The sequence below is a fragment of the Labrenzia sp. OB1 genome, assembly GCF_001624695.1.
In the GTDB taxonomy this organism is placed as follows: domain Bacteria; phylum Pseudomonadota; class Alphaproteobacteria; order Rhizobiales; family Stappiaceae; genus Roseibium.
In genome coordinates, this window is the sequence record NZ_JSEP01000006.1 from 223,116 (window position 1) to 243,368 (window position 20,253).

Below are 20,253 nucleotides of genomic sequence, written 5' to 3' on the forward strand. Positions count from 1 at the left end.
GACGACCGGTTTCCCGGCACTCTTCACGATCATTGCGGGCCGTCCCTGAGGATCATCCCGCTTCGGTCACGACACCATCCATTGCGATGTCCCAGGGCAAGGGGAAAACCGTCGGCATGCGGCAGAATTCAAAGCCTACGCCAAGCATCAGGGGTTTCCTGTCGAAGTCTGCAAGGGTGCGGTCGTAGTATCCGCCCCCGTTACCAAGGCGGAAATTGTCGTCATCGACGCCGACCAGCGGCGAAAGGATGATATCCGGCGTCTCGGCCTCGCCCGTGGCGGGGACAGGGATATTCCAGATCCCGCGCGTCATCTCACACCCCGGGCGCCAGGGCAGAAATTGCAGCGGAGCTTCCTTCGCGATCACAACGGGAAGAAAGACGGTCCGGCCCGCATCACAGAGATCCGTCATCAGGGGCCGCAGGTCCGGTTCGCCGCGAATGGGCCAGTAGACAGCGATTTTCCCGAAGGTTCTGTTTTCGAGAAACCGGTGCAGGTTGGCGATCAGCGCGTCGGTCTTCTCCCGTCGTTCGGCGCTGTCCATCCGCCGCCGCCTTTCCATGAGGCGGGTGCGTTCGGATTTGCGGAAACGGCTGACATCCCTGAAGGTCTGCGGATCGACGATGTGTCCGGCGACGATCTTGCAGGCGTAGCAGACGGGATCTCCGGGACGGTCTTCCTCTTCGCTCATCTGCTTTTCCGGGTTCTTGCACAACCGATTTTCACATGCTGTCAGGCGCGCAATTTTGCTGCAAGCCCCCAAAAGTGAAGGCGTGCCATCCGCCCATTTCGTGATAAAATTGGTCGAAAGTGTGTGGAGGACCGCATGGCGCGGGAGTCTGGCACTCGGCCGATGGCGGCCGCAACTGAGACGGTATCGTCGGCGGACGGTGGAAAGACCTGGCAAGCAAAACGCCAGGGGCTGCCCCAGGAAGCCTGTTTCTTCACCGTGCTTTACCAGGCAATGGCGGGCGATACGCGCGACCCGGCCGGGTTCTATTTCGGCACAAACTCCGGCTCGGTCTTCGCGAGCCTCTACGAGGGCGACAGCTGGCAGGAAATAGCCCGGCATTTGCCGACGGCGCTTTCGGTTGAGGTGATGGACCGGAGATAGCTGCAGTGACGGCGACCAGCAGAACCTCGTCGCCGGACACCACGAACGTAGGAGCTCTTGCGCAATGTGTGCATGGCCACCCCGACCCTACTGCGCGGTGCTGTACTCTGCCGTAGAGCCGACCTGCAGGACCCAATCCCTGATCTCGGGCGTGTCGTCGCCCACAAGGTTCTCCGCCAGATACAGCAGCCGGTTCGTATCCTTGCTGTCCTTCCCGGTGCAGAAGCGGTCCTGCAGGTAGAAGGGCGGCGTTGCCTGATACAGCAGCCGTGCGGTGACCCTGGTAACAGCCGCGCCGGGCAGATCGAAGGCATAAGTCAGGCTGTCCGCGCCGGCGATCTTCTGCGGCCCCTCGGCGTCATAGTCAGGATCGATGACGCCTCCGGCGTCGGTCACGCCCAGCGCCGTCGTGTCTTCCGCAAGGTCCGATTGCGCTCCAAGGGCCTTCGCGATCTCGATCCGGTGCGCCAGCGGCAGAAAACCGGACGGATAAAGCCGGTTGTCCTTGACCTCCGCACAGATCGACAAAAAGCTGGTTGTCAGCGTACCGGCCGGCGTGGCGTCATGGCCGCAGCTTGCCGGTGTGGCATTTTCCGGCGGCGTGCTGACCAGTTCCTGGTAGACCTGCGCCTGATCCTGCTCAGTGATCAGCTGATAGTGCGGCTGATGCGGCCGATCTTTCCAGTTGTCGGGGCGTTCACACTGCCTGGTCCACCAGACCTCCCCGGCAACCGGGTCTTTCTGCGCATTGACGATTTGCCCGGCCGGGTTCACAGCCCCCGATTGCCACAGCACTTTGCCGGCCTCGTCGTAGGCGGAAAACTCGATGAAGGCGCGCCGGAAGCCGACCCCGGACGGAAATTTATGTCCGGTCAGGTTGGTCACCGTCACCTCATAGGCGTTGCCATAGGGGTCTCCCGTCGAGGGGTTGACGGGTGCGGACACCTTCTGTGTAACCTCGACGGCCGCCGTAGCGTTCCTCGCATTGTCGAGCATTGCAAGCTTCGTCAGATCGGCCGGATTCAGGCCCTTGTTCACGAGCATCGAGCTCAAGGAGGGAAGACCGAGCACATTCGGGAATTTGTCCGCCATCTCCACAAGGAACATGTTCAGCCCGACCAGCGAATGTTTGGCGAAGCCCTTGCGGTAGGGCAGATCGACATCCTCTGCCGGTTCGACATAATCGGAAACCGGGAAATTCGTACGTTCCTGGATGCTGGCGATCTTGCTGACGAAGTCCTGGCCATCCGGGGTCTTGCTCGGCAAATGACAGCCTTGGCACTCCTCGGACCTGCTGCCCCGGTCGTCCTTGCCCAGCAGATCCACTCCCAGCAACTTGCCGGACCGGTAATCGCTGAAGGCCCATTCGGGATAGGTTGTCTGTTCGTAGACATGGCCGAGAATATTCAGGTTCTCCGCGTCGGGGTTCGTCTCGCCCAGGACGGGCAAATGCACCGTGTGGCAGGAGCCGCAGACGACAGAATCCTTGAATCCTTCGTGATACTTCGGCGTGATCCCGAGAGCGTTCTGCATCGGCACGGGTTTGATCTCTCCAGCCGGATCGTCAGGTCCACCAAACGGGCCGTTGATTTCCGTGGCCGGACCAACCTTGAAGCTGCCGGTGAAGGTGGCCGCGAAGTTGGTGTTGGCAGGTTTGCCGTCGCCGTTCTGGCTGAACGTCTTCTGGCGCTGCTCCACACAGGCGTTGCGTGTCTCGATTGCCTTCGATCCACCGTCGTCATCGCCATGACCGGCAACGGTTGCGTCGGAAAAATCCATCCTGTGACAGGACGTGCAGTTGATCCCGTCCCTGGCGAGGCCCGCGTGGCGTGCAGCCATATCGTCGAATTCCGCTGGAATGACGTCCACGTCATCGCGGGTGAACTCTTCGCAGGTGCCGGTCGATGCATCATAGGTGTCGATCTGGAACTGACGCTGGCCTGAAATTCCGTGACACCCCAGACAGGTGTTTTCGATGAAGTCCGGCACGCTCTTCTTGCCGTTGTCATAGGTGCCTGGGTGAAAGGTTTTCGTCTCGGAGGCCAGTTGCGCGAAGAAGATCGGGTCGCGTCCGGCCAGACCCATCGGAGAGGTGCGCCAGGTGGCATAGGGCGAATAATTGTAAAGATACGGCACGGACGCGTCCTTGCCCGCGTTTTCCTGCAATCGCGTGTGCTCCGCCACGCTCAGCGGCTGGGTCATGTCAAACTGCATGCCCGTGCCGCCAGCATCATGGCAGCCACCGCATTGATCCGATGTCAGGTATTCGCTGGCATCGGTCAGTTCACCGGAAAAGACTGCCGCCGTGTCGTAGGTCGCACTGACCATGCTGACATCGTCCGCATTCTCGGGAACCGCGGTCTTGTTGTACAGATACGTGGAGACCGGGCCTGCCGCTGCTGTCTCGCCTGCAGTCTGCGATCCTTCGAGAGTGGACAGGAAAGCGCGCAGTTTATGGCCGTTCTCAATACCGTCAGTCTCTGACGAGCGGGCCGTTTTGGAAGGCGTCAGGGAGGCCGGGTCACTGATCACCTGAACGTCGAACCAGGCGTTGGTCAGATAGCTCTTCGGCTTGCCTTTGCCGAGTTGCAGGTTGTGCATGCTGGAGAAGGTCGAATTGTCGACGGCGGAAGCGTGGCAATTCAGGCAATACTGTCCAAAGCCCATCGCCGGCGGACCGCGATTAATCGCCGGCCAATCGTTGGCGGAAACGTTCTGCGTGGTCGCCCCGGGGCTGAATTTCGTGGTTTGCGTTGCGAAGTTGTTCTGCGCCTCGGCCTTGGTGTCGCCAAGGGCGAAGCCGTAATAGCCCCAGTACCAGCCGTCCTGCGTTGCCTCGGCATCGCGCACCATGAATGCAATGCCGCTTTGGGGGAAAAGCGTCATGGGATCGCGATCCTGGCACACGCTGGCGGGCGCGGAATACATTTCCTTCACGATGATCGCGCCATCGGGCATCGGGTGGTCCGGCAAACTGTAGCCCGTTTCTTCCCCGGTCCTGAACGTGGAGATCCAGTCAAACGCGATCTGGTTGTACCAGATCACCGCAGGTGAATGAAACGCGCTTTGATGGGTTTGCCAGGTACCGGATCCAGATGTGCCGAAGGTCACACCGGTTGCCATCTCCGGTCCCAACTGGCGTACATGTTTGTCGCGATACCAGCCCTCATCAGCGGGTTTTCCAGCCTCGATGGGCGCCAGACGGCGGTGGCACATGTTTATGAAGAACAGGCTGACCAGGTTTTCGTAGACTTCAGGCGCCGACTTTTCGCCGGACGGCTGTGTTGCGCCCGGGGTCTTCAGCCGCGCTTCAAGTTCCGCGCATGTCGTGCCCTCGAACGTCCCTTCCGTCGGCATAAGCCCGGACACCGTGTTGTAGGGGCTCGGCGGAGTGGCGTCGCACCAGATCTCGGCTTGTGCGGAAAATGCGAAACCGACCATCACAATGGCAGAAACGAGTGTTTTCATCGGCCTCTCCCAGGCGTCACATTGCTGCGACTTGGCGACATCTGTTCATCGATGTCCCGACAGGGAGAACCCATCGTTGACGTGCAACGACACCCGCCGATTCAATAGGCGGGCCAAGCTCCAATCCCCCTTAAATCTTAGGTTGTTTCATGAACCTGGGCAATGCGCCGCGGGACCATTGCGTCCGTTCCCTAAACCGCCCTCACCCACACGGCCGTGTCATGGAACGCAGCGCCGCCATAGGGCGCCACCGGGTCGGCGCCGGTGAGCGTGTTGATACCCTTGCCGTCCTCGAAGGCCTCGTTGGGCCAGATGCCTTCGGAGATGGCTGTGCCAGGGGCAAGCGTTTCGACGAGACGGGCGTGCAACGTAACCACACCGCGCCGGCTGCCCATTTTCACTTTCGCACCGTCGGAGATGCCGAAGCGGGACGCGTCCTGCGGGCGCAGCCAGACTTCTGGCCGGCCTTCCTTTTTCCGCGAACTGTCCGTCTCGTTGAAGGTCGAGTTTAGGAAAGAACGTGCCGGAGCCGTCACAAGGCGGAACGGGTGCTGTTCGTCGGCGACTTCGATGCTGTCCCATTGATCGGGCAGTTCGGGCATGCCGGTCCAGGGGCCGAGAGGGCCGCCTTCCGGTCTGTTGGGCGAGACGGAGTGGCCCCAGCCCGGTCTGAAGTGAAACCTGCCGTCGACGTGGCCGAAGCCTTTCAGGTAATGCGCGGTCTCGAAATCCGGCTGCAGGTCGATCCATTTGCCCGCCTCCAGATCCTCAAGTGTTCCGTAACCGGAATTTTCCAGCATCCAGGCGATCTGGTCGCGCGCGTCCATATCGAACCCCGGGTGAGGTCTTGAATCAACACGGCCAGCGATCTCGTTGATAACAAATATGTTTTCGCGCGGACCCTCCGGCGGCTCCACCGCCCGGGGCCCCAGTATCAGGTACTGGTGCCCGCCGCCCTTGTAGATGTCGTCATGCTCCAAAAACTGCGTGGCCGGCAGGACGACGTCGGCCATTTTCGCCGTTTCGGTCATGAACTGTTCGTGGACCACGGTGAACAGATCTTCGCGGGCAAAGCCCTGTTTGACCAGGTCCTGTTCCGGGGCAACCGACACCGGATTGGTGTTCTGGATCAGCATGGCCTTGACCGGAGGACCGCCGAGCAAGGCTGTTTCGTCGCCGGTCAGTATCCGGCCGATCAGGCATTGATCGAGGGCCCGCACGGCAGGATCTTTCAGCGATCCGGCCTCGATCATCTCCTTGTCGAGTTCATAGATGGCGCCGTTGTTGTGAAAGGCGCCGCCGCCCTCGTATTGCCATGCGCCGGTGACAGCGGCGATAGAACTGGCGGCATGCATCGCAACCACGCCGTTGCGCGACCGGGTAAAGCCGTAGCCGAGCCGGAAATAGGTCTTTTTCACTTCGCCGATCAGCCGCGCCGCGTCCTCGATCTGAGAAGCCTCAAGCCCGGTGATCGCGGCGGCCCATTCCGGCGACCGGGACTGAAGGTGGGCTTGCAGGTCATCCGGGCAATCGGTGTATTTTTCGAGATAGTCCCGGTCGGCGAAACCATCGCGGAAGAGAACATGCATGATCGCGCAGGCGAGAGCAGCGTCGGTACCGGGTTTGACGATAAGGCCAATATCGGCCTGTTTCATCGTCTCTGTCCGATAGACATCGACGACGATGATCCGGGCTCCGCGTTTCTTGCGCGCCGAGATCGCATGCGTCATGACGTTGACCTGGGTGGCAACCGGATTGGTGCCCCAGATGACGATCTGGTCGGAGACCGCCATCTCGCGCGGGTCGGGCCCGGCAAGCCTTCCCGTGCCGGCGACATATCCGGTCCAGGCGATGTTGGTGCAGATGCTGTCAAACTGGCGCGAATAGCCCTTGGCGTGGCGCAGCCGGTGAATGCTGTCGCGCTGGACCAGCCCCATGGTTCCCGCATAGTGGTAGGGCCAAACGCTCTCCGCGCCGAATTCGGCCTCGGCTGAGAGAAACTTCTCGGCGATCAGGTCGAGAGCGCTGTCCCAGGAGATCTCCTCGAACCTGCCCTCGCCCTTGGCGCCCAACCGGCGCAGCGGCTTCAGCAGGCGGTCCGGATGATAGAGCCGCTCCGCGTAGCGGGCGACCTTGGCACAGATGACTCCGGCCGTGTAGGTGTTGTCCCTAGCCCCGTTCAGGCGTTTGATCTTGCCGTCAGGATCGAGATGCACATCGAGAGCGCACGTCGACGGACAGTCATGCGGACAGGCGGAAAAGGCGGTTTCTGGCGGCTGCTGGGTCATCTCGGTCCAATCGGAGTGAGCGGGCAAGTTCCCTGCCCTTCAGGCGCCTGTCAAGTCCGGAGACACACCGCAGAGCCCTTCCGGATCAACTGGCCTTGCGGCGGATCTGACCGGAAAACCCGTCACTTTCCGCGGGGTCCGAAGTCTACCAGCGACACCACGCCATCGCCATTCCGGTCGATCCTCGCGATCCAGTCAGGCGCGTTGTCCAGAAACTCCTCCTCGGAGACCTTGCCGTCGCCGTCAATGTCGTTGACCTCAAGACGCATGCCATTTGCCGGATTGCGCGCTCCGCGTCCCATACGAGCCGGCTCGTTGTCAGCCATGTCCTGGGCGCGGGCTTCGTCGAACAACTCGTATTCCTCCGCATCCAGATAGCCGTCCTCATTGGCATCGAAACTTGCGAAAACATCGCTCCGCCGCTCCCGCGCCTCTTCCGCTGTCACCTCGCCATCGCTGTTCAGATCCCAGTTCTCGATGAAATGCGCTCCCGGACGGTCCCCGGCCAGTACCGTGGGAACTGCCGTCAGTGTCATCAGCGCGGCTATCGCGAGTACAGAGGTTTTCATGGCATCACCTTTATTTACAAGATTCGAAAGTATGAATATTATGTCCAAAAAAAGGGACGTTGAGGCGGGACCATTCACCGCCAGGCAGGCAGCGTTGCCCGAGCGCATGGTCCTTCTCCCGTTCCATTTCCCGACATACTGAAGATGGGAGATGCGCCGCTGGGATGCTGTCGTGCATTCGTAAGAATGTGTAACGGCCTGTAACGCATCAGGGTCTGCAACCAAACCTCGCGCAAATCCTGATTGCCCACAGATGCTCGGATGGCAAACGAAAAAAGCCGGCCCCGAGGGACCGGCTTTCGACAAAATGTCCTTAAAACCTTCAGCCGACGAGTTCGACGCCGGAGAACCAGAAGGCGATTTCCTCTGCAGCGGTTTCCGGTGCATCGGAGCCGTGCACGGAGTTTTCACCGATGGACAGGGCATGGGCCTTGCGGATGGTGCCTTCGGCCGCTTCGGCCGGGTTGGTGGCACCCATGACTTCACGGTTCTTTGCGATGGCGTTTTCGCCTTCCAGAACCTGCACAACGGTCGGGCCGGAGGACATGAACTCGGTCAGTTCACCGAAGAAAGGCCGTTCCTTGTGAACCGCGTAGAAGGCTTCCGCTTCACGTAGGGACATCCACACGCGCTTGGAGGCCACAACGCGCAGGCCGGCTTCTTCCAGCTTGGCGGTGATTGCGCCGGTCAGATTGCGCTTGGTTGCATCCGGCTTGATCATGGAAAACGTGCGTTCAATCGCCATGGTTTCGTCTTTCTCGTTACAGGAGCGCCCGGCGGATCTGCAGGGCCGGCTCATTCATGAATTTCGCGGCCTTCATACCGGGGGCCTGCGCGGCCCGCAAGGGGGAGCGGCAAGACAATACGGTGTTCACCTATTCCTCCCTTACGGAAGTTTACTGGCATTGGCAGCACGCGCGGCCTAATCTGTGTGTTTGGGGGCTGAACAATTCGGCCGGACGTCAAGACGGATTGAGTATCGAATGACAACGCTGGCCGCGATTTTCGGACGCTTCGCAACGCTTGCGAGCAGGGTCACTTTCGTCTTGTTGATATGCTTCGCGGCAGCGCCGATCCGGACGGATGCGAAGGTCACCGAGAGCTATTACGCCACCCTTGAGGAAGACCTTGCGGATCTTTCCGCCGAAGAGCGGGAAGAACTGCTGTTGTTCGTCGCCGGAAATGCGCTGCACACCCTCTATCATGAGGGTGGACACATGCTGATCTCCGTACTCGAACTGCCGGTGCTGGCCCAGGAAGAAGACGCCGTCGACAATCTTGCGACGGTCACCATGCTGGAAACCGAAACGAGCGACGTGGACCTGATGCTTCAGGATGCGATGACCGGCTGGTTCCTGATGGCCGACAGCACCGGCGAGAACATGGTCTTCTACGATGAGCACGATCTGGATCTGCAGCGCGGTTTCAGGATGCTGTGCCTCATGGTCGGAGCCGACGAGGAAGCCTTCATGGATCTTGCCCAGGAGCTGGACCTTCCGGAGGACCGGATCGAAAGTTGCGCCTTCGACTACGCGCAAGCTTCTGAATCCTGGCGGCTCGCAACCGCGTCCTTCGCACGAGAGAGCAATACTCCGGCCGGCCGGATCAAGGCTGTTCACGAGCCGGCTCCGGAGGGACTGAAGATCCTCGCACAGTTCCTGAAGACCAGCGAGCTGCTGGAGGACGTCGCCAGGGAATTCGACACACGCTACGAGATCCCCCAGGATATCACCTTCCGCGCCGCTTCCTGCGGCGAGGACAATGCTTTCTGGGACCCGGAAATACGGGAGGTCATCCTGTGCCACGAATTGCTCGGCGCTTTCGCCGATCTCTATCTGGGTCTGCTTTACGAGGAAGAATGAGCTGCGCAGTCTGAAGAGCCTTGTCCGCCAAGCATGAATCCAGCCTGCACCCACTTCTCCGCCATTCCAGTGCCGTGACCGCGGGTGTGGCTGCCGGTGACGCGTGCAGCAAAGCCACAGCCCGCGACATGATGGGGTAAAGCCAAGCTTTCCGCTTGCATCCTCGCGCCCGCTTCGCCAAATATCCGGCCCATGTTGCAAATTACAGATGTCACCTTCCGGATCGGGGACCGTCTCCTGATCGAAAACGCCAGCGTCACATTGCCCGGCAAGGCCAAAACCGGCCTCGTGGGACGAAACGGTGCGGGCAAATCCACCCTTTTCAAAATTGTCACCGGCGATCTGTCCACCGAGACCGGCTCGGTTCAGATCCCCAAACGTGCCCGGATCGGCCAGGTCGCCCAGGAAGCGCCCGGCACCGAAGAAACGCTGATGGAAGTGGTGCTTGCCGCCGACAAGGAGCGCAGCCGTCTGCTCGCGGACGCCGAAACGGAAACAGATCCGAACAAGATCGCCGAGATCCACATCCGCCTTGCCGATATCGATGCGCATACCGCCGAAGCACGCGCGGGGACGATCCTGTCCGGCCTCGGCTTCGATGCCGAAGCCCAGCAACGGCCCTGCTCGTCCTTCTCCGGCGGCTGGCGCATGCGCGTGGCGCTGGCGGCGGTGCTGTTTTCCGAACCCGACCTGCTGCTGCTTGACGAGCCGACCAACTATCTCGATCTGGAAGGTACACTGTGGCTTGAAAACTACGTTGCCCGTTATCCGCACCAGGTGCTGCTGATTTCCCACGACCGGGACCTTCTCAACAACGCCGTCGACAGCATCGTGCATCTGGAAGGCGGTAAGCTGACCTACTATACGGGCGGATACGACAGTTTCGACCGTCAGCGGCGCGAAGCGTTGATCCTTGCTGGAAAAGCCAAGGAAAAGCAGGACGCCCAGCGCAAGCATATGCAGGCGTTCGTCGACAGGTTCCGCTACAAGGCCAGCAAGGCCCGGCAGGCCCAGTCCCGGCTCAAGATGCTTGAGAAGATGCAGCCGATCGCAGCCCTGACGGAGGGAAGCAGCAAGCCGATCCATTTTCCAAACCCCGAACAGCAGCTTGCGCCACCTATCCTGAAGCTCGAGGACGTTTCGACCGGCTACGGCGAGACGAAAATCCTCTCCCGGCTGACACTCAATATCGATACGGACGACCGGATCGCGCTGCTGGGGGCCAACGGCAACGGCAAATCGACATTCGCAAAGCTGATATCCGACCGGCTTGGCGCGATGAGCGGCGAGATCACCAGGGCGTCAAAGCTCAAGATTGCCTTTTTCGCCCAGCACCAGCTGGACGAACTGAAGCCGGCGGAAAACGCCGTGGCGCATGTGCGTGCGCTGATGCCGGGTGCGCCGGAGGCAAAGGTACGCGCCAGGGTCGCCCGTTTCGGCCTGCCCACCGACCGGATGGACACCCCGGCGAAAGACCTTTCCGGCGGCGAAAAGGCCCGGTTGCTTCTCGGCCTGGCCACATTCGACGGGCCGCATCTGCTTATTCTCGATGAGCCGACCAACCACCTGGATATCGACAGCCGTGAAGCGCTGGTGATGGCGCTGAACGAGTTTCAGGGCGCCGTGGTCCTGATCAGCCATGACCGGCATCTTGTGGAAGCCTGCGCCGACCGGTTGTGGCTGGTGGCCGACGGCAAGGTTGAAGCTTATGACGGCGACATGGAAGACTACCGGCGGCTGATCCTGCAAGGGCCGGAGGCTGCCCGCAAGGCCCGGGACAGGGCGGCTGAAGAAGCCGAGAAAGCCTCCGCTCAGGAAAAGCGCCGGGGATCGGCTGAAAAGCGCAGCCAGTTGAAACCGCTGAAGCTGAAGATCGCCGTCGCCGAAAAGGAAATCGCCCGGCTGCAGGAAAAAATCGCCAAGCTCGACAAGGCTCTCGCCGATCCGGCATTTTTCGCCCTCGATCCGCAGCGGGCCGCCAAGTTCGCCAAGGAACGCGCCTTTTGCGAAAAGAAACTGGTGAAAACGGAAGAAGAGTGGCTGGAACTCTCCGCCGAGTATGAGGCCGTAGGCTGATGGCCGCGATCACCACACTCGGTTTCGACGCCGACGACACTCTCTGGCACACCGAACGAGTTTTCCGGCTAACGGAAGACCGGTTCGCTTCGCTGCTCGCCGACTATTCGGACAAGAGCCACCTTTCCGAGCGCCTTCTGGCTGCGGAACGGCGCAACGTGCTTCACTACGGCTATGGTTCGAAGAGTTTTACCCTGTCGATGATCGAGACCGCGATCGAGGTCACGGACGGGCGGGTGCCGGCCGACGTGATTTCGGAGATACTCGAAACCGGGAGGGACATGATCAACCATCCGATCGAGCCCCTGCCCCATGTGGAAGAGACACTGAAAGCCGTCGGCAAGGACTATGCGCTTGTGCTGATCACCAAGGGCGACCTGTTCGACCAGGAACGGAAAGTCACCGCGTCCGGTCTCGATGTCTGTTTTGACGCGATAGAGATCGTTTCTGAAAAGAACGCCGAGACCTACAGAACCCTGTTTTCCCGTCACGGGAGCGGGCCGACCGAGGCGATGATGGTCGGCAATTCCCTCAAGTCCGACATTCTGCCGGCTCTTGAGGCCGGGGCTTACGGCGTTCATGTGCCTTACGAGATCACCTGGGAGCTGGAAGAAGCGGACGAGCCGCAAGGCCAAGACAGGTTCCACCGTGTCGACCACATCGGTAAGGTGCCGCAGCTTTTGGCGCGGCTGAATTAGCGTACACGCGTTAAGTCAGTCTTTCCGTTCCACCGGACCGCCCTTTTCCACCCAGTCGGTAAAGCCGTCCTTCAGATGGGCTGACTTGAACCCCATGTCGTTCAGCGTTGCTACGGTCAGGGCCGAGCGCCAGCCGGAAGCGCAGTGGAAGATGAAACGCCTGTCTTCGCCGAAAATCTCCTTGAAATACGGGCTTTCCGGATCGACCCAGAATTCCGCCATGCCGCGCGGGCAATGGAAGCTTCCGGGGATGAGACCGGATCTTTGCCGTTCGCGTATGTCGCGGAGGTCGACAAACACCACCTGCGGATCACCGTGAAGGGCAATTGCGTCACCGGTCTCGATTTCCTCGATCCGGGCCTTCGCAGATCTCACCAGCTCTTGCGAAGACAGCCTCAGTCTGTTCATGCATTCCTCTCAGATTTCCGTCCAGCCATGATACCGGGTAGCCAGTTTCAGGCTTTCTTCTCCCAGCCGCCCGTTTGGGTCTGCTGCCAGTAGGCGATTTCGAATCCCTCGTTCTTTGCCTCCTTCCAGCGCATCCGGGCTTCCTGCACGGCGTCCTGGTCGTTGCCGTCGAACATGTAGATAGCCCTTGTGTAGGTTGCCAGCGGCGGCGGCGGCGCACGGTCCACCAGAAAGCGGACCTCCGCGGCGTTGGGATTATCCTGTTCGGCCGTCAGGTAGATCGGCTGATGTTCGGCGTGGCCATCTGCCTTGGTACCATGGGGCAGGAAGCTGTCATCGGCGAAGGTCCACAAATGCGCATCGAGCGCGCTGCAGCGCTCTTCGGATCCGGTCTGCACCACGACCTTCCAGTCCCGTTCCAGGCATTTCAGCAACAGTTTTGGCAGCGCCGCCTCGAGCGGTTGGTGCAGCAGGTGATAAAACACGACTTCAGTTGTCATCTACGAAAGCGGAACCTTGTTTCAGTTAAGGCGTTTCCCGCCGGTGCCCGTAAGTTATCCAATGGCAGCGGGGGAAGGTGATGCAGTCATGCAACAACGAGGACGCCAAATGGATTTGGTGGCACGCGCGGCATGGACAGACAACAAGACTCGTATCATTAACCCTTCGCAAATGTCGATTGGCTAGATTTCGTCCCGGGGACGATCAATGGATCAGGTGATTTGAGCTGGCGAGCGGTTATTCCGAACCGGCTTAAAAGGGGATTTTGTGAATGCTTGCACGTGTTGTTGTGTTTTGTGCGTTGGTGGCCGTCGTTGCCGGCGCAACTGTTGGAATGGGGTTTCTGGTCGAACCGGCCACAGCCTGTCAGGCTTACAAGACCTGCTGAACGCATCGGTCCAGTACTTCGTTAAACCCGTCCTCGTGGCGGGTTTTTCTTTTTTACGAGCCTCCCCCATCTGACTTGAAGCGACCGGGCGCCCTTCGGCACTCAGGTCCTGCCTTCCCTCTCCTTCTCCGGGTCATGCCCTTAAAGTTTTCCGGCTTCACGGCTCGGCCCCGTCCTGTGGAAACCAAGGTCGCCTGAGCGGCTATGATCCTGTTCAAAAAAAGGGCGCGTCCTGCCGGAACACGCCCCTTTTGATTTTCTTCGGTCGGCCCTGACGATCAGCCCTCGTAGTGATCTTCCACGAGTTGGTTCAAGAGGCGCACACCGTAGCCGGACGCCCAGCTCTGGCAAATTTCGTCCTTCGGCGCGCCAAAGGCCGTTCCTGCGATGTCCAGATGCGCCCAGGGCACGTCATTGGCAAAACGCTGAAGGAATTGCGCCGCCGTGATCGAACCGGCCCAGCGGCCGCCCGTGTTCTTCACATCCGCGTTGGGCGTGTCGATGATCTTGTCGTAGTCGCTTGACAACGGCAGCCGCCAGAGAGGTTCGCCGCTCGCCTGTGACGAGGCCAGCAGCTTGTCGGCCAGATCGTCGTTGTTGGAGAACAGTCCCGCATTCTGGTTGCCGAGTGCGACAAGCACCGCACCCGTGAGGGTTGCCAGATCAATCATGATGGCCGGCTTGTATTTCTGCTGGGTGTACCATAGTGCGTCGGCCAGCACGAGACGACCTTCCGCGTCCGTATTGAGGATTTCGATGGTGGTGCCGGACATGGCCGTGACGATGTCGCCGGGCCGCTGCGCATTGCCGTCGGGCATGTTTTCAACAAGACCGATGACGCCGATCACATTGGCCTTGGCCTTGCGGCCGGCGATGGCGTGCATGGCGCCAACGACCGCTGCCGCCCCGCCCATGTCTCCCTTCATCTCTTCCATGCCTGCGGCGGGCTTGATGGAGATGCCGCCCGTGTCGAAGACGACACCCTTGCCGACCAGAGCCACCGGCGCGTCGCCTTTCTTGCCGCCGTTCCAACGCATCACCGCCAGACGCGGGGGACGAACAGACCCCTGGGAGACGCCGAGCAGCGCCGCCATCTTCAGCTTCTTCATTTCCTTTTCGCCGAGCACCTCGACTTCGACGCCCAGCTTTCCGAGCTCTTCCGCCTTTTTGGCGAATTCGACGGGCCCGAGAATGTTTGCAGGTTCGTTCACCAGATCACGCGCCAGAATCACGCCGTCGGTCACAGCTTCCGCTGAGGCCCAGGCTTTCCTTGCGCCTTTCAGATCCGGAACCGACAATGTGAGCTTGAGATCCTTGTCCTTGTCGTCGCCTTTTTTCTTCGTCTTGTAGGCGTCGAATGTATAGGAACGCAGCTTGGCGCCCATTGCGAATTCCGCGGCCTCTTGCGCGGAAAGCGCCGTCCCCTCGGGGGTGTCCAGAAGGACGGTCGCGGCATCCACCCCGGCTTTTTGCAGTTCAGCGAAGACAGCACCGCCGAATGCGCGCCAGTCGTCTCTGCTCAGGTCGCCAGGCTTGCCGATGCCGAAGACAATCAAACGGTCCAGGCCAAGACCGGCCGGCGCGACCAGATCCAGACTGGATTTCTTCTGCCCCTTGAAACCGGCGATCCCGGCGGCACGCTGCAATCCCCCCTCAAGACCGGAAACAACCTCACCGGCAACCGCGCCCAGGGCCAGCTCCTCGCCGGCCAGAATCACGGCCACGCCCTTCTTAGGAGCATCGGCTTTTGAAAATGAGGTTTTCGCAAGTTTGATCATTCGTAGGTCCTATTTGTTGCAGATGGTTACCCTGTCGGGGAAAGGCGGCTGCAGGTGAAAACCGCCCGGGGCCGCCTAGGGGCAGGCTCCAATGATTGCGATCTTGTCTACAAATCATGGGGTTTCATCAGCTTTTGGGCAAGTGGGATAAAATTTAATGCAAGTTAACCATTCTTATTCATGGGCCGTTCACCACATTCCGTGTTATTCGGTGATGAGCTGAATTATCGTCATGGTTACAAGGGACATGGTCCGGCATCTTTATGAAAACGATCGAACGTTACATCGTCCGCCGGACCGCCTACGCCTTCACGCTCACAATCGCCGCGATGACGGGTGTCGTGTGGGCAACGCAAGCCCTCCGTCAGCTTGATCTGGTCACGTCGAAAGGCCAGACCATCGTTCAGTTCATCGGAATAACGATTCTGGCACTGCCCTTTCTGATCGTGATCGTTGCCCCCTTCGCACTGATGATCGCCCTCATTCTGGTACTGAACGCCCTGTCAGGCGATAGCGAGCTTATCGTCATTGATGCCAGTGGCGGCTCGCGCTTTCTGGTTCTCAAACCCGTCCTCCTGTTTTCGACGGTCGTCATGATGCTGACAGCCGCAATGTCGCTGTATTTTGCGCCGATGGGCCTTGCCCAGCTCAGAACGGAGATCACCCGGGTACGGGCAGATCTTGTGGCCAACATCGTCAAGCCGGGCCGCTTCATAACCGTGGAGAACGGCCTGACCTTCCATATCCGCAACCGGTCGGGAAAGGGAACCCTGGACGGGCTCTTGCTGCATGACACACGGGATGAGGAAACCGCATTCACCTATCAGGCCGATACCGGCCTGATCGTCGAAGCGGCCGACAGGACACTTCTGGTCATGCAAAACGGCACCATCCAGCGCCGCCCCAAGAAACAGGGCGACATCTCCATCGTCCGCTTCCAGTCCTACGCCTTCGACCTATCCAATCTCATTCCCGAAGCCGGCGAGCCGGTCTACAAGGCGAGTGAACGTACAACGGCCAACCTTATGTCGCCGCCGGGCAGTGACGACTATGCCCTCAAGAATCCCGAAAAGCTGACCGCGGAGCTGCATGAACGCTTCAGCCAGCCACTTTACTGTCTTGCCTTCGGTCTGATTGTCTTCGCTTTTCTCGGAAAGGCCCGCACGACGCGTCATAGCCGGGGCCTGGCGGTCGTCGGAGCGATCTGCGCCTGTGTGCTATTGAGAACGGCGGGTTTCGGGGTTACGGCAATTTCGGGTAGCTCCACCGCGCTTTTGGGCCTGCTCTACCTTGTTCCCGCCGCCGGATCGGCATTCGCGCTCATGTCCATCTTCCGCGAACAGCGCGGCTCCGAACCCAAATGGCTGACCTCTCTTCAACTGGCCATTCATGAGCGGGTCGATGCCATAACCGACCGTCTGAAGGGAGGCCTGGCATAATGCTCGGGGGAACCCTTTCGGTCTATTTCTCAGGACGTTTCCTGAAGGCAATCCTCGGCTTGCTCCTGTTCGCTGCTGTCTTGATCTATTTGTTCGACGTTCTGGAGCTTGTGCGGCGCGGTGGCGACCGCGAAGGCTTTACCGTCCTGCGCGTGGCACTTATTTCCGCCCTGCGCGTGCCGCTGCTTCTGGAACAGGTAATCCCGTTTACAGTGCTGTTCGGCGCCATCGCGGCCTTCGTGACGTTGAGCCGCGGTCTGGAACTGGTGGTCACCCGGGCTTCCGGCATTTCCGTCTGGCAGTTTTCCCTGCCCGCGATCATGGTCGGCATCGTGCTCGGCGTGCTCTCCGTGACAGTCTACAATCCCGTTGCCGTCTGGTTTCAGCAAAAATCGGACGAAGTCGCCACCGGTCTGTTCGGAGCGGAGGAGAGCTTCCTGATGCAAACCTCCAACGACGTGTGGGTTCGCCAGGACGGGCTTGACGGAGAATCGGTTCTGCTGGCGAAGAAACTTCTGGAAGGCGGCACCCGCCTGGTCGGCGTGACGATCTTCACTTTTGACAAGGATGGCACGTTCCGGGAGCGGATCGAGTCCGATGAGGCCCGCCTGGGAGACGAGATCTGGTATCTGGATAACGCGATCGTCTACACGACCGAACAGGATCCCCAGACTTATGGCCGTTATGAGGTCAGCACGTTTCTGACCGCGACTGAAGTCCGGGAAAGCATCGGTTCCCCCGAATCGATTTCATTCTGGAAACTGCCCCGTTTCATCGAATTGGCCAGAAACGCAGGGTTACCCGCCTACCGGTACAATCTGCAGTATCAAACCTTGCTGGCAAGACCGCTTCTTTTGGTGGCCATGATTTTGATAGCAGCGGCAGTTTCCCTTAAAGTTTCGCGGTTTGGCGGTTTGGGGAGCATGATTCTGGGTGGAATCCTTTCCGGGTTCGTGCTTTACGTTCTAACCGAGCTTGCCAAGGACTTCGGGGGGGCGGGTATCGTGCCCCCGACAGTGGCTGCGTGGGCGCCTGGAATATTTGGAGTACTAATGGGGTTGACGATTCTCTTGCATCAGGAAGACGGGTAAAGGTCTATGTCTTTTCCGTTTTTCCTGAACACGGAGATTTGGTCCGTAAGGGGCAGGCAGCTGGTGGCGGCGAGCGCTTTCGCCATTGCTGCAGCAACCCTTTGTCATGGGGTAACGGTCCCTGCGCATGCCCAGGAGCTGGTGAGCGGAATTTCCGGAGATATCGACCCGGATGCCAATCTGCTGCTGGAGTCCAGCGAACTCACCTATGATTTCGACAGGGACCTGATCGTCGCGACCGGAGATGTTCAGGTCTATTACGACGGCAACACCGTGCAGGCGCATCAGATTGTCTTCGACCGCAAGAGCGAACAGCTCAAGGCGATGGGCAACGTCATCTTCATCGACACAAGCGGCAATGTCGTGCGCACCGAAAAGTTGACCCTGTCGGAAGATTTTTCGGAAGGCTTCGCCAAAGCCCTTCAGATCGACACAACCAAGCGCACGCGGTTCCTGGCCGAACAGGCGCGCCGCGAGGGCGATAACGTCACGACCATCGAGAACGGCGTCTACACGGTCTATACCAAGCCGACCACGCCACCGGACAAGCCGCCTCTGTGGCGCGTCAGGGCCGAGAAGATCATCCACAATCAGCAGGAAAAGATCATCCGGTTCGAGAACGCCGCCTTCGAGGTCTACGGCCAGCCGATCGCCTACATGCCCTATTTGTCGATGCCGGATCCCACGATCAAGAGAAAGTCCGGTTTTCTCATGCCGAGCGGTATCGTTTCGGACAAGCTCGGCTATGGCGTGACCGTTCCCTACTACTGGGCGCTCGACCCGTATTACGACTTGACGACCACACTCACGCCCTTGACCACGCAAGGGCTGTTCGGCGACGTGGAGTACCGTCACAGGTTCCATGCCGGTCAGGTCAGCCTGTCCGCCGCAGGGCTTTTCCAGGCACGTCCCGGGGAGTTTTCAACTTCCAGGGCAGACGACCGCTGGCGCGGCGCTGTCAATTCGAAAGCGGCCTTCAGCCTTGCGCGGGACTGGACCCTCGGCTGGAACCTCACCTACAAGAGCGACCGTGCGTTTTTTCAGGACTATTCGTTCACCAGTTTCGGCGACAACAGCGAAACCTCGGAGATCTATCTGGAAGGAAAGACGGACCGCAACGCGCTGACAGTGCGCGCCTATGCGTTCCAGATTTCCCAGGAGGACTATACCGACAGCGAGTTCGACGCGAACGGATTTTCCCCTGTCGGCAGTTCGCTGCAGGACAAACAGCCGCTTGTCCTTCCTGTGATCGATTATGACTATGTCTTTGCCGATCCTGTCCTGGCGGGCGAACTCGCGCTGACGGCCAACTTCACGTCGCTCACCCGCGACGAGACGGATGCCTTTTCCATCAACGGCGGTACAACGGCGAAATTTCGCGGTGTCGACGGAACATTTTCCCGTCTGTCTCTCAAGGGGAACTGGCGCCGGACCTTTGTCGATCCGCTCGGACAGTCCTTCACCCCTTTCGCTTATATGCGCGGCGACCTGTTTTTCCTGGCCTCGCCCGATTCCGACGTGACAGCCCTGACCGGAGAGAGTTTTGTCGGTCGGGCCATGCCGGCCATCGGCCTGGAATACCGCTACCCCTTCATCGCCACGTTCAACGGCGGCAACCAGATTGTCGAGCCGATCGCGCAGATCGTTGCCCGTCCGAACGAGCAGCGCATCGGAGAACTTCCGAACGACGACGCCCAGAGTATCGTCTTCGACACCACCACCCTGTTCGACTACGACAAGTTTTCCGGTTTTGACCGCGCCGAAGGCGGTACGCGCCTGAATGTCGGACTGAACTACAAACTTCAGCTGGACAGCGGCTACTACATCAGCGGCCTGTTCGGCCGGTCCTACCAACTGGCCGGGGAAAATTCCTACGCAGTGCCCGATATCCTGGGGGCAACCGAGGATTCAGGCCTTGCCACGTCTCTGTCCGATTACGTCGGCAGCCTCTATCTGGACACGCAATACGGCGTGAAACTCGGCGCGCAGGCGCGGCTGGACAAGGACGATTTCTCGGTCAACCGTGTGCAGGCGCAGGCTACCGGCATCTACGGCCCGGTGGTTTCCACCCTCGCCTACGCTTTCCTGAATGCCCAGCCGGATGTCGGCATCGACGATCCCCGCGAAGAGCTTCTGGGCTCGGCGAGCCTGCGGCTGCAGGAAAACTGGCGGGTGTTCGGATCGATGCGTTACGATCTGGAAAACAACGACATCGTTCAGGACGGCTTCGGGGTAGGCTATGACGATGAAGGCTTTTCCCTGTCGGTTTCCTATGCCGAGGATCGCAGCCGTAACGATGGCGACGAGGTCGACCGCACCCTGTATTTCCGCATAGGTCTCAGGACCATCGGCAATACGCAGGTTTCGAGCGGCGCTCTGAACTAGGTTGTTTAAACAATATCAGAGCATACCTGTGATTTCCGCAAAGACATCTTGCCGCCACGAAATAAGGCATGATGCGCGGAACCTTTGAATTTGTGACCGCAATATGCGACACAACTGATCAAAGACACATCAGAACGTGAGGCGATTCCACTAACACCGCGTCACGTTCCAATTTCGGTTTGGCTGCG

Annotated in this window: 15 protein-coding genes; 7 read left to right on the forward strand and 8 right to left on the reverse strand. The window is 59.8% G+C overall.

The window, feature by feature from the left end:
- Positions 1 to 52: 52 nt before the first annotated feature.
- Positions 53 to 691: a 5-formyltetrahydrofolate cyclo-ligase gene (locus OA90_RS10480; protein WP_068410713.1), complete on the reverse strand. Its 639-nt coding sequence runs from the start codon at positions 689 to 691 to the stop codon at positions 53 to 55.
- Positions 692 to 826: 135 nt separating this feature from the next.
- Between OA90_RS10480 and OA90_RS10485 the strand changes: the two genes are divergently transcribed.
- A complete protein-coding gene (locus OA90_RS10485; protein ID WP_208986073.1) occupies positions 827 to 1,114 on the forward strand; it encodes a hypothetical protein in 288 nt (95 codons plus the stop codon).
- Between the two features lie 87 nt (positions 1,115 to 1,201).
- Here the strand turns inward: OA90_RS10485 and OA90_RS10490 are convergent, their stop codons facing one another.
- From OA90_RS10490 to ndk, 4 genes are all read right to left on the reverse strand, one after another.
- Complete coding sequence (locus OA90_RS10490; protein WP_068410407.1) at positions 1,202 to 4,582, reverse strand: hypothetical protein; 3,381 nt, start codon at positions 4,580 to 4,582, stop codon at positions 1,202 to 1,204.
- Between the two features lie 191 nt (positions 4,583 to 4,773).
- Complete coding sequence (locus OA90_RS10495; RefSeq protein ID WP_068410409.1) at positions 4,774 to 6,870, reverse strand: molybdopterin oxidoreductase family protein; 2,097 nt, start codon at positions 6,868 to 6,870, stop codon at positions 4,774 to 4,776.
- Between the two features lie 122 nt (positions 6,871 to 6,992).
- A complete protein-coding gene (locus tag OA90_RS10500; protein ID WP_068410715.1) occupies positions 6,993 to 7,439 on the reverse strand; it encodes an EF-hand domain-containing protein in 447 nt (148 codons plus the stop codon).
- A 322-nt stretch (positions 7,440 to 7,761) separates the two neighbouring features.
- Positions 7,762 to 8,184: a nucleoside-diphosphate kinase gene (ndk, locus tag OA90_RS10505; RefSeq protein WP_068410413.1), complete on the reverse strand. Its 423-nt coding sequence runs from the start codon at positions 8,182 to 8,184 to the stop codon at positions 7,762 to 7,764.
- 238 nt (positions 8,185 to 8,422) lie between these two features.
- Here ndk and OA90_RS10510 point away from each other — a divergent pair, with 238 nt between their 5' ends.
- From OA90_RS10510 to OA90_RS10520, 3 genes are all read left to right on the forward strand, one after another.
- Positions 8,423 to 9,301: a DUF4344 domain-containing metallopeptidase gene (locus OA90_RS10510; RefSeq protein WP_082836965.1), complete on the forward strand. Its 879-nt coding sequence runs from the start codon at positions 8,423 to 8,425 to the stop codon at positions 9,299 to 9,301.
- 192 nt (positions 9,302 to 9,493) lie between these two features.
- Positions 9,494 to 11,377 carry an ABC-F family ATP-binding cassette domain-containing protein gene (locus tag OA90_RS10515; RefSeq protein ID WP_068410416.1) on the forward strand — a complete coding sequence of 628 codons (1,884 nt, stop codon included), beginning with the start codon at positions 9,494 to 9,496 and terminating at the stop codon, positions 11,375 to 11,377.
- On the forward strand, positions 11,377 to 12,075 hold the full coding sequence (locus tag OA90_RS10520) for an HAD family hydrolase (RefSeq protein ID WP_068410418.1): 699 nt from the start codon (positions 11,377 to 11,379) through the stop codon (positions 12,073 to 12,075). Before OA90_RS10515 ends, OA90_RS10520 begins: the two co-directional genes overlap by 1 nt.
- 15 nt (positions 12,076 to 12,090) lie before the next feature.
- Here the strand turns inward: OA90_RS10520 and OA90_RS10525 are convergent, their stop codons facing one another.
- From OA90_RS10525 to OA90_RS10535, 3 genes are all read right to left on the reverse strand, one after another.
- On the reverse strand, positions 12,091 to 12,483 hold the full coding sequence (locus OA90_RS10525; RefSeq protein ID WP_068410421.1) for a rhodanese-like domain-containing protein: 393 nt from the start codon (positions 12,481 to 12,483) through the stop codon (positions 12,091 to 12,093).
- Between the two features lie 47 nt (positions 12,484 to 12,530).
- Entirely contained in the window at positions 12,531 to 12,983 is a 453-nt protein-coding gene (locus OA90_RS10530; RefSeq protein ID WP_068410424.1) for a DNA polymerase III subunit chi, read from the reverse strand.
- Positions 12,984 to 13,650: 667 nt separating this feature from the next.
- Entirely contained in the window at positions 13,651 to 15,150 is a 1,500-nt protein-coding gene (locus tag OA90_RS10535) for a leucyl aminopeptidase (RefSeq protein ID WP_068410427.1), read from the reverse strand.
- 263 nt (positions 15,151 to 15,413) lie between these two features.
- Here OA90_RS10535 and lptF point away from each other — a divergent pair, with 263 nt between their 5' ends.
- From lptF to OA90_RS10550, 3 genes are all read left to right on the forward strand, one after another.
- Positions 15,414 to 16,589 carry an LPS export ABC transporter permease LptF gene (gene lptF / locus OA90_RS10540; protein WP_068410430.1) on the forward strand — a complete coding sequence of 392 codons (1,176 nt, stop codon included), beginning with the start codon at positions 15,414 to 15,416 and terminating at the stop codon, positions 16,587 to 16,589.
- Positions 16,589 to 17,680 (forward strand): LPS export ABC transporter permease LptG, encoded by a 1,092-nt coding sequence (gene lptG, locus OA90_RS10545; protein WP_208986074.1) that lies wholly within the window; start codon positions 16,589 to 16,591, stop codon positions 17,678 to 17,680. The genes lptF and lptG overlap by 1 nt, the downstream gene beginning before the upstream one ends.
- Positions 17,681 to 17,821: 141 nt before the next feature.
- Complete coding sequence (locus tag OA90_RS10550; RefSeq protein WP_208986075.1) at positions 17,822 to 20,065, forward strand: LPS-assembly protein LptD; 2,244 nt, start codon at positions 17,822 to 17,824, stop codon at positions 20,063 to 20,065.
- Positions 20,066 to 20,253 lie beyond the last annotated feature (188 nt).

Bases quoted from the DNA above. Each gene is read 5' to 3' on its own strand.
- OA90_RS10480 (WP_068410713.1), bottom strand. From the start codon at position 691: ATGAGCGAAGAGGAAGACCGTCCCGGAGATCCCGTCTGCTACGCCTGC.
- OA90_RS10485 (WP_208986073.1), top strand. From the start codon at position 827: ATGGCGCGGGAGTCTGGCACTCGGCCGATGGCGGCCGCAACTGAGACG.
- OA90_RS10490 (WP_068410407.1), bottom strand. From the start codon at position 4,582: ATGAAAACACTCGTTTCTGCCATTGTGATGGTCGGTTTCGCATTTTCC.
- OA90_RS10495 (WP_068410409.1), bottom strand. From the start codon at position 6,870: ATGACCCAGCAGCCGCCAGAAACCGCCTTTTCCGCCTGTCCGCATGAC.
- OA90_RS10500 (WP_068410715.1), bottom strand. From the start codon at position 7,439: ATGAAAACCTCTGTACTCGCGATAGCCGCGCTGATGACACTGACGGCA.
- ndk (WP_068410413.1), bottom strand. From the start codon at position 8,184: ATGGCGATTGAACGCACGTTTTCCATGATCAAGCCGGATGCAACCAAG.
- OA90_RS10510 (WP_082836965.1), top strand. From the start codon at position 8,423: ATGACAACGCTGGCCGCGATTTTCGGACGCTTCGCAACGCTTGCGAGC.
- OA90_RS10515 (WP_068410416.1), top strand. From the start codon at position 9,494: ATGTTGCAAATTACAGATGTCACCTTCCGGATCGGGGACCGTCTCCTG.
- OA90_RS10520 (WP_068410418.1), top strand. From the start codon at position 11,377: ATGGCCGCGATCACCACACTCGGTTTCGACGCCGACGACACTCTCTGG.
- OA90_RS10525 (WP_068410421.1), bottom strand. From the start codon at position 12,483: ATGAACAGACTGAGGCTGTCTTCGCAAGAGCTGGTGAGATCTGCGAAG.
- OA90_RS10530 (WP_068410424.1), bottom strand. From the start codon at position 12,983: ATGACAACTGAAGTCGTGTTTTATCACCTGCTGCACCAACCGCTCGAG.
- OA90_RS10535 (WP_068410427.1), bottom strand. From the start codon at position 15,150: ATGATCAAACTTGCGAAAACCTCATTTTCAAAAGCCGATGCTCCTAAG.
- lptF (WP_068410430.1), top strand. From the start codon at position 15,414: ATGAAAACGATCGAACGTTACATCGTCCGCCGGACCGCCTACGCCTTC.
- lptG (WP_208986074.1), top strand. From the start codon at position 16,589: ATGCTCGGGGGAACCCTTTCGGTCTATTTCTCAGGACGTTTCCTGAAG.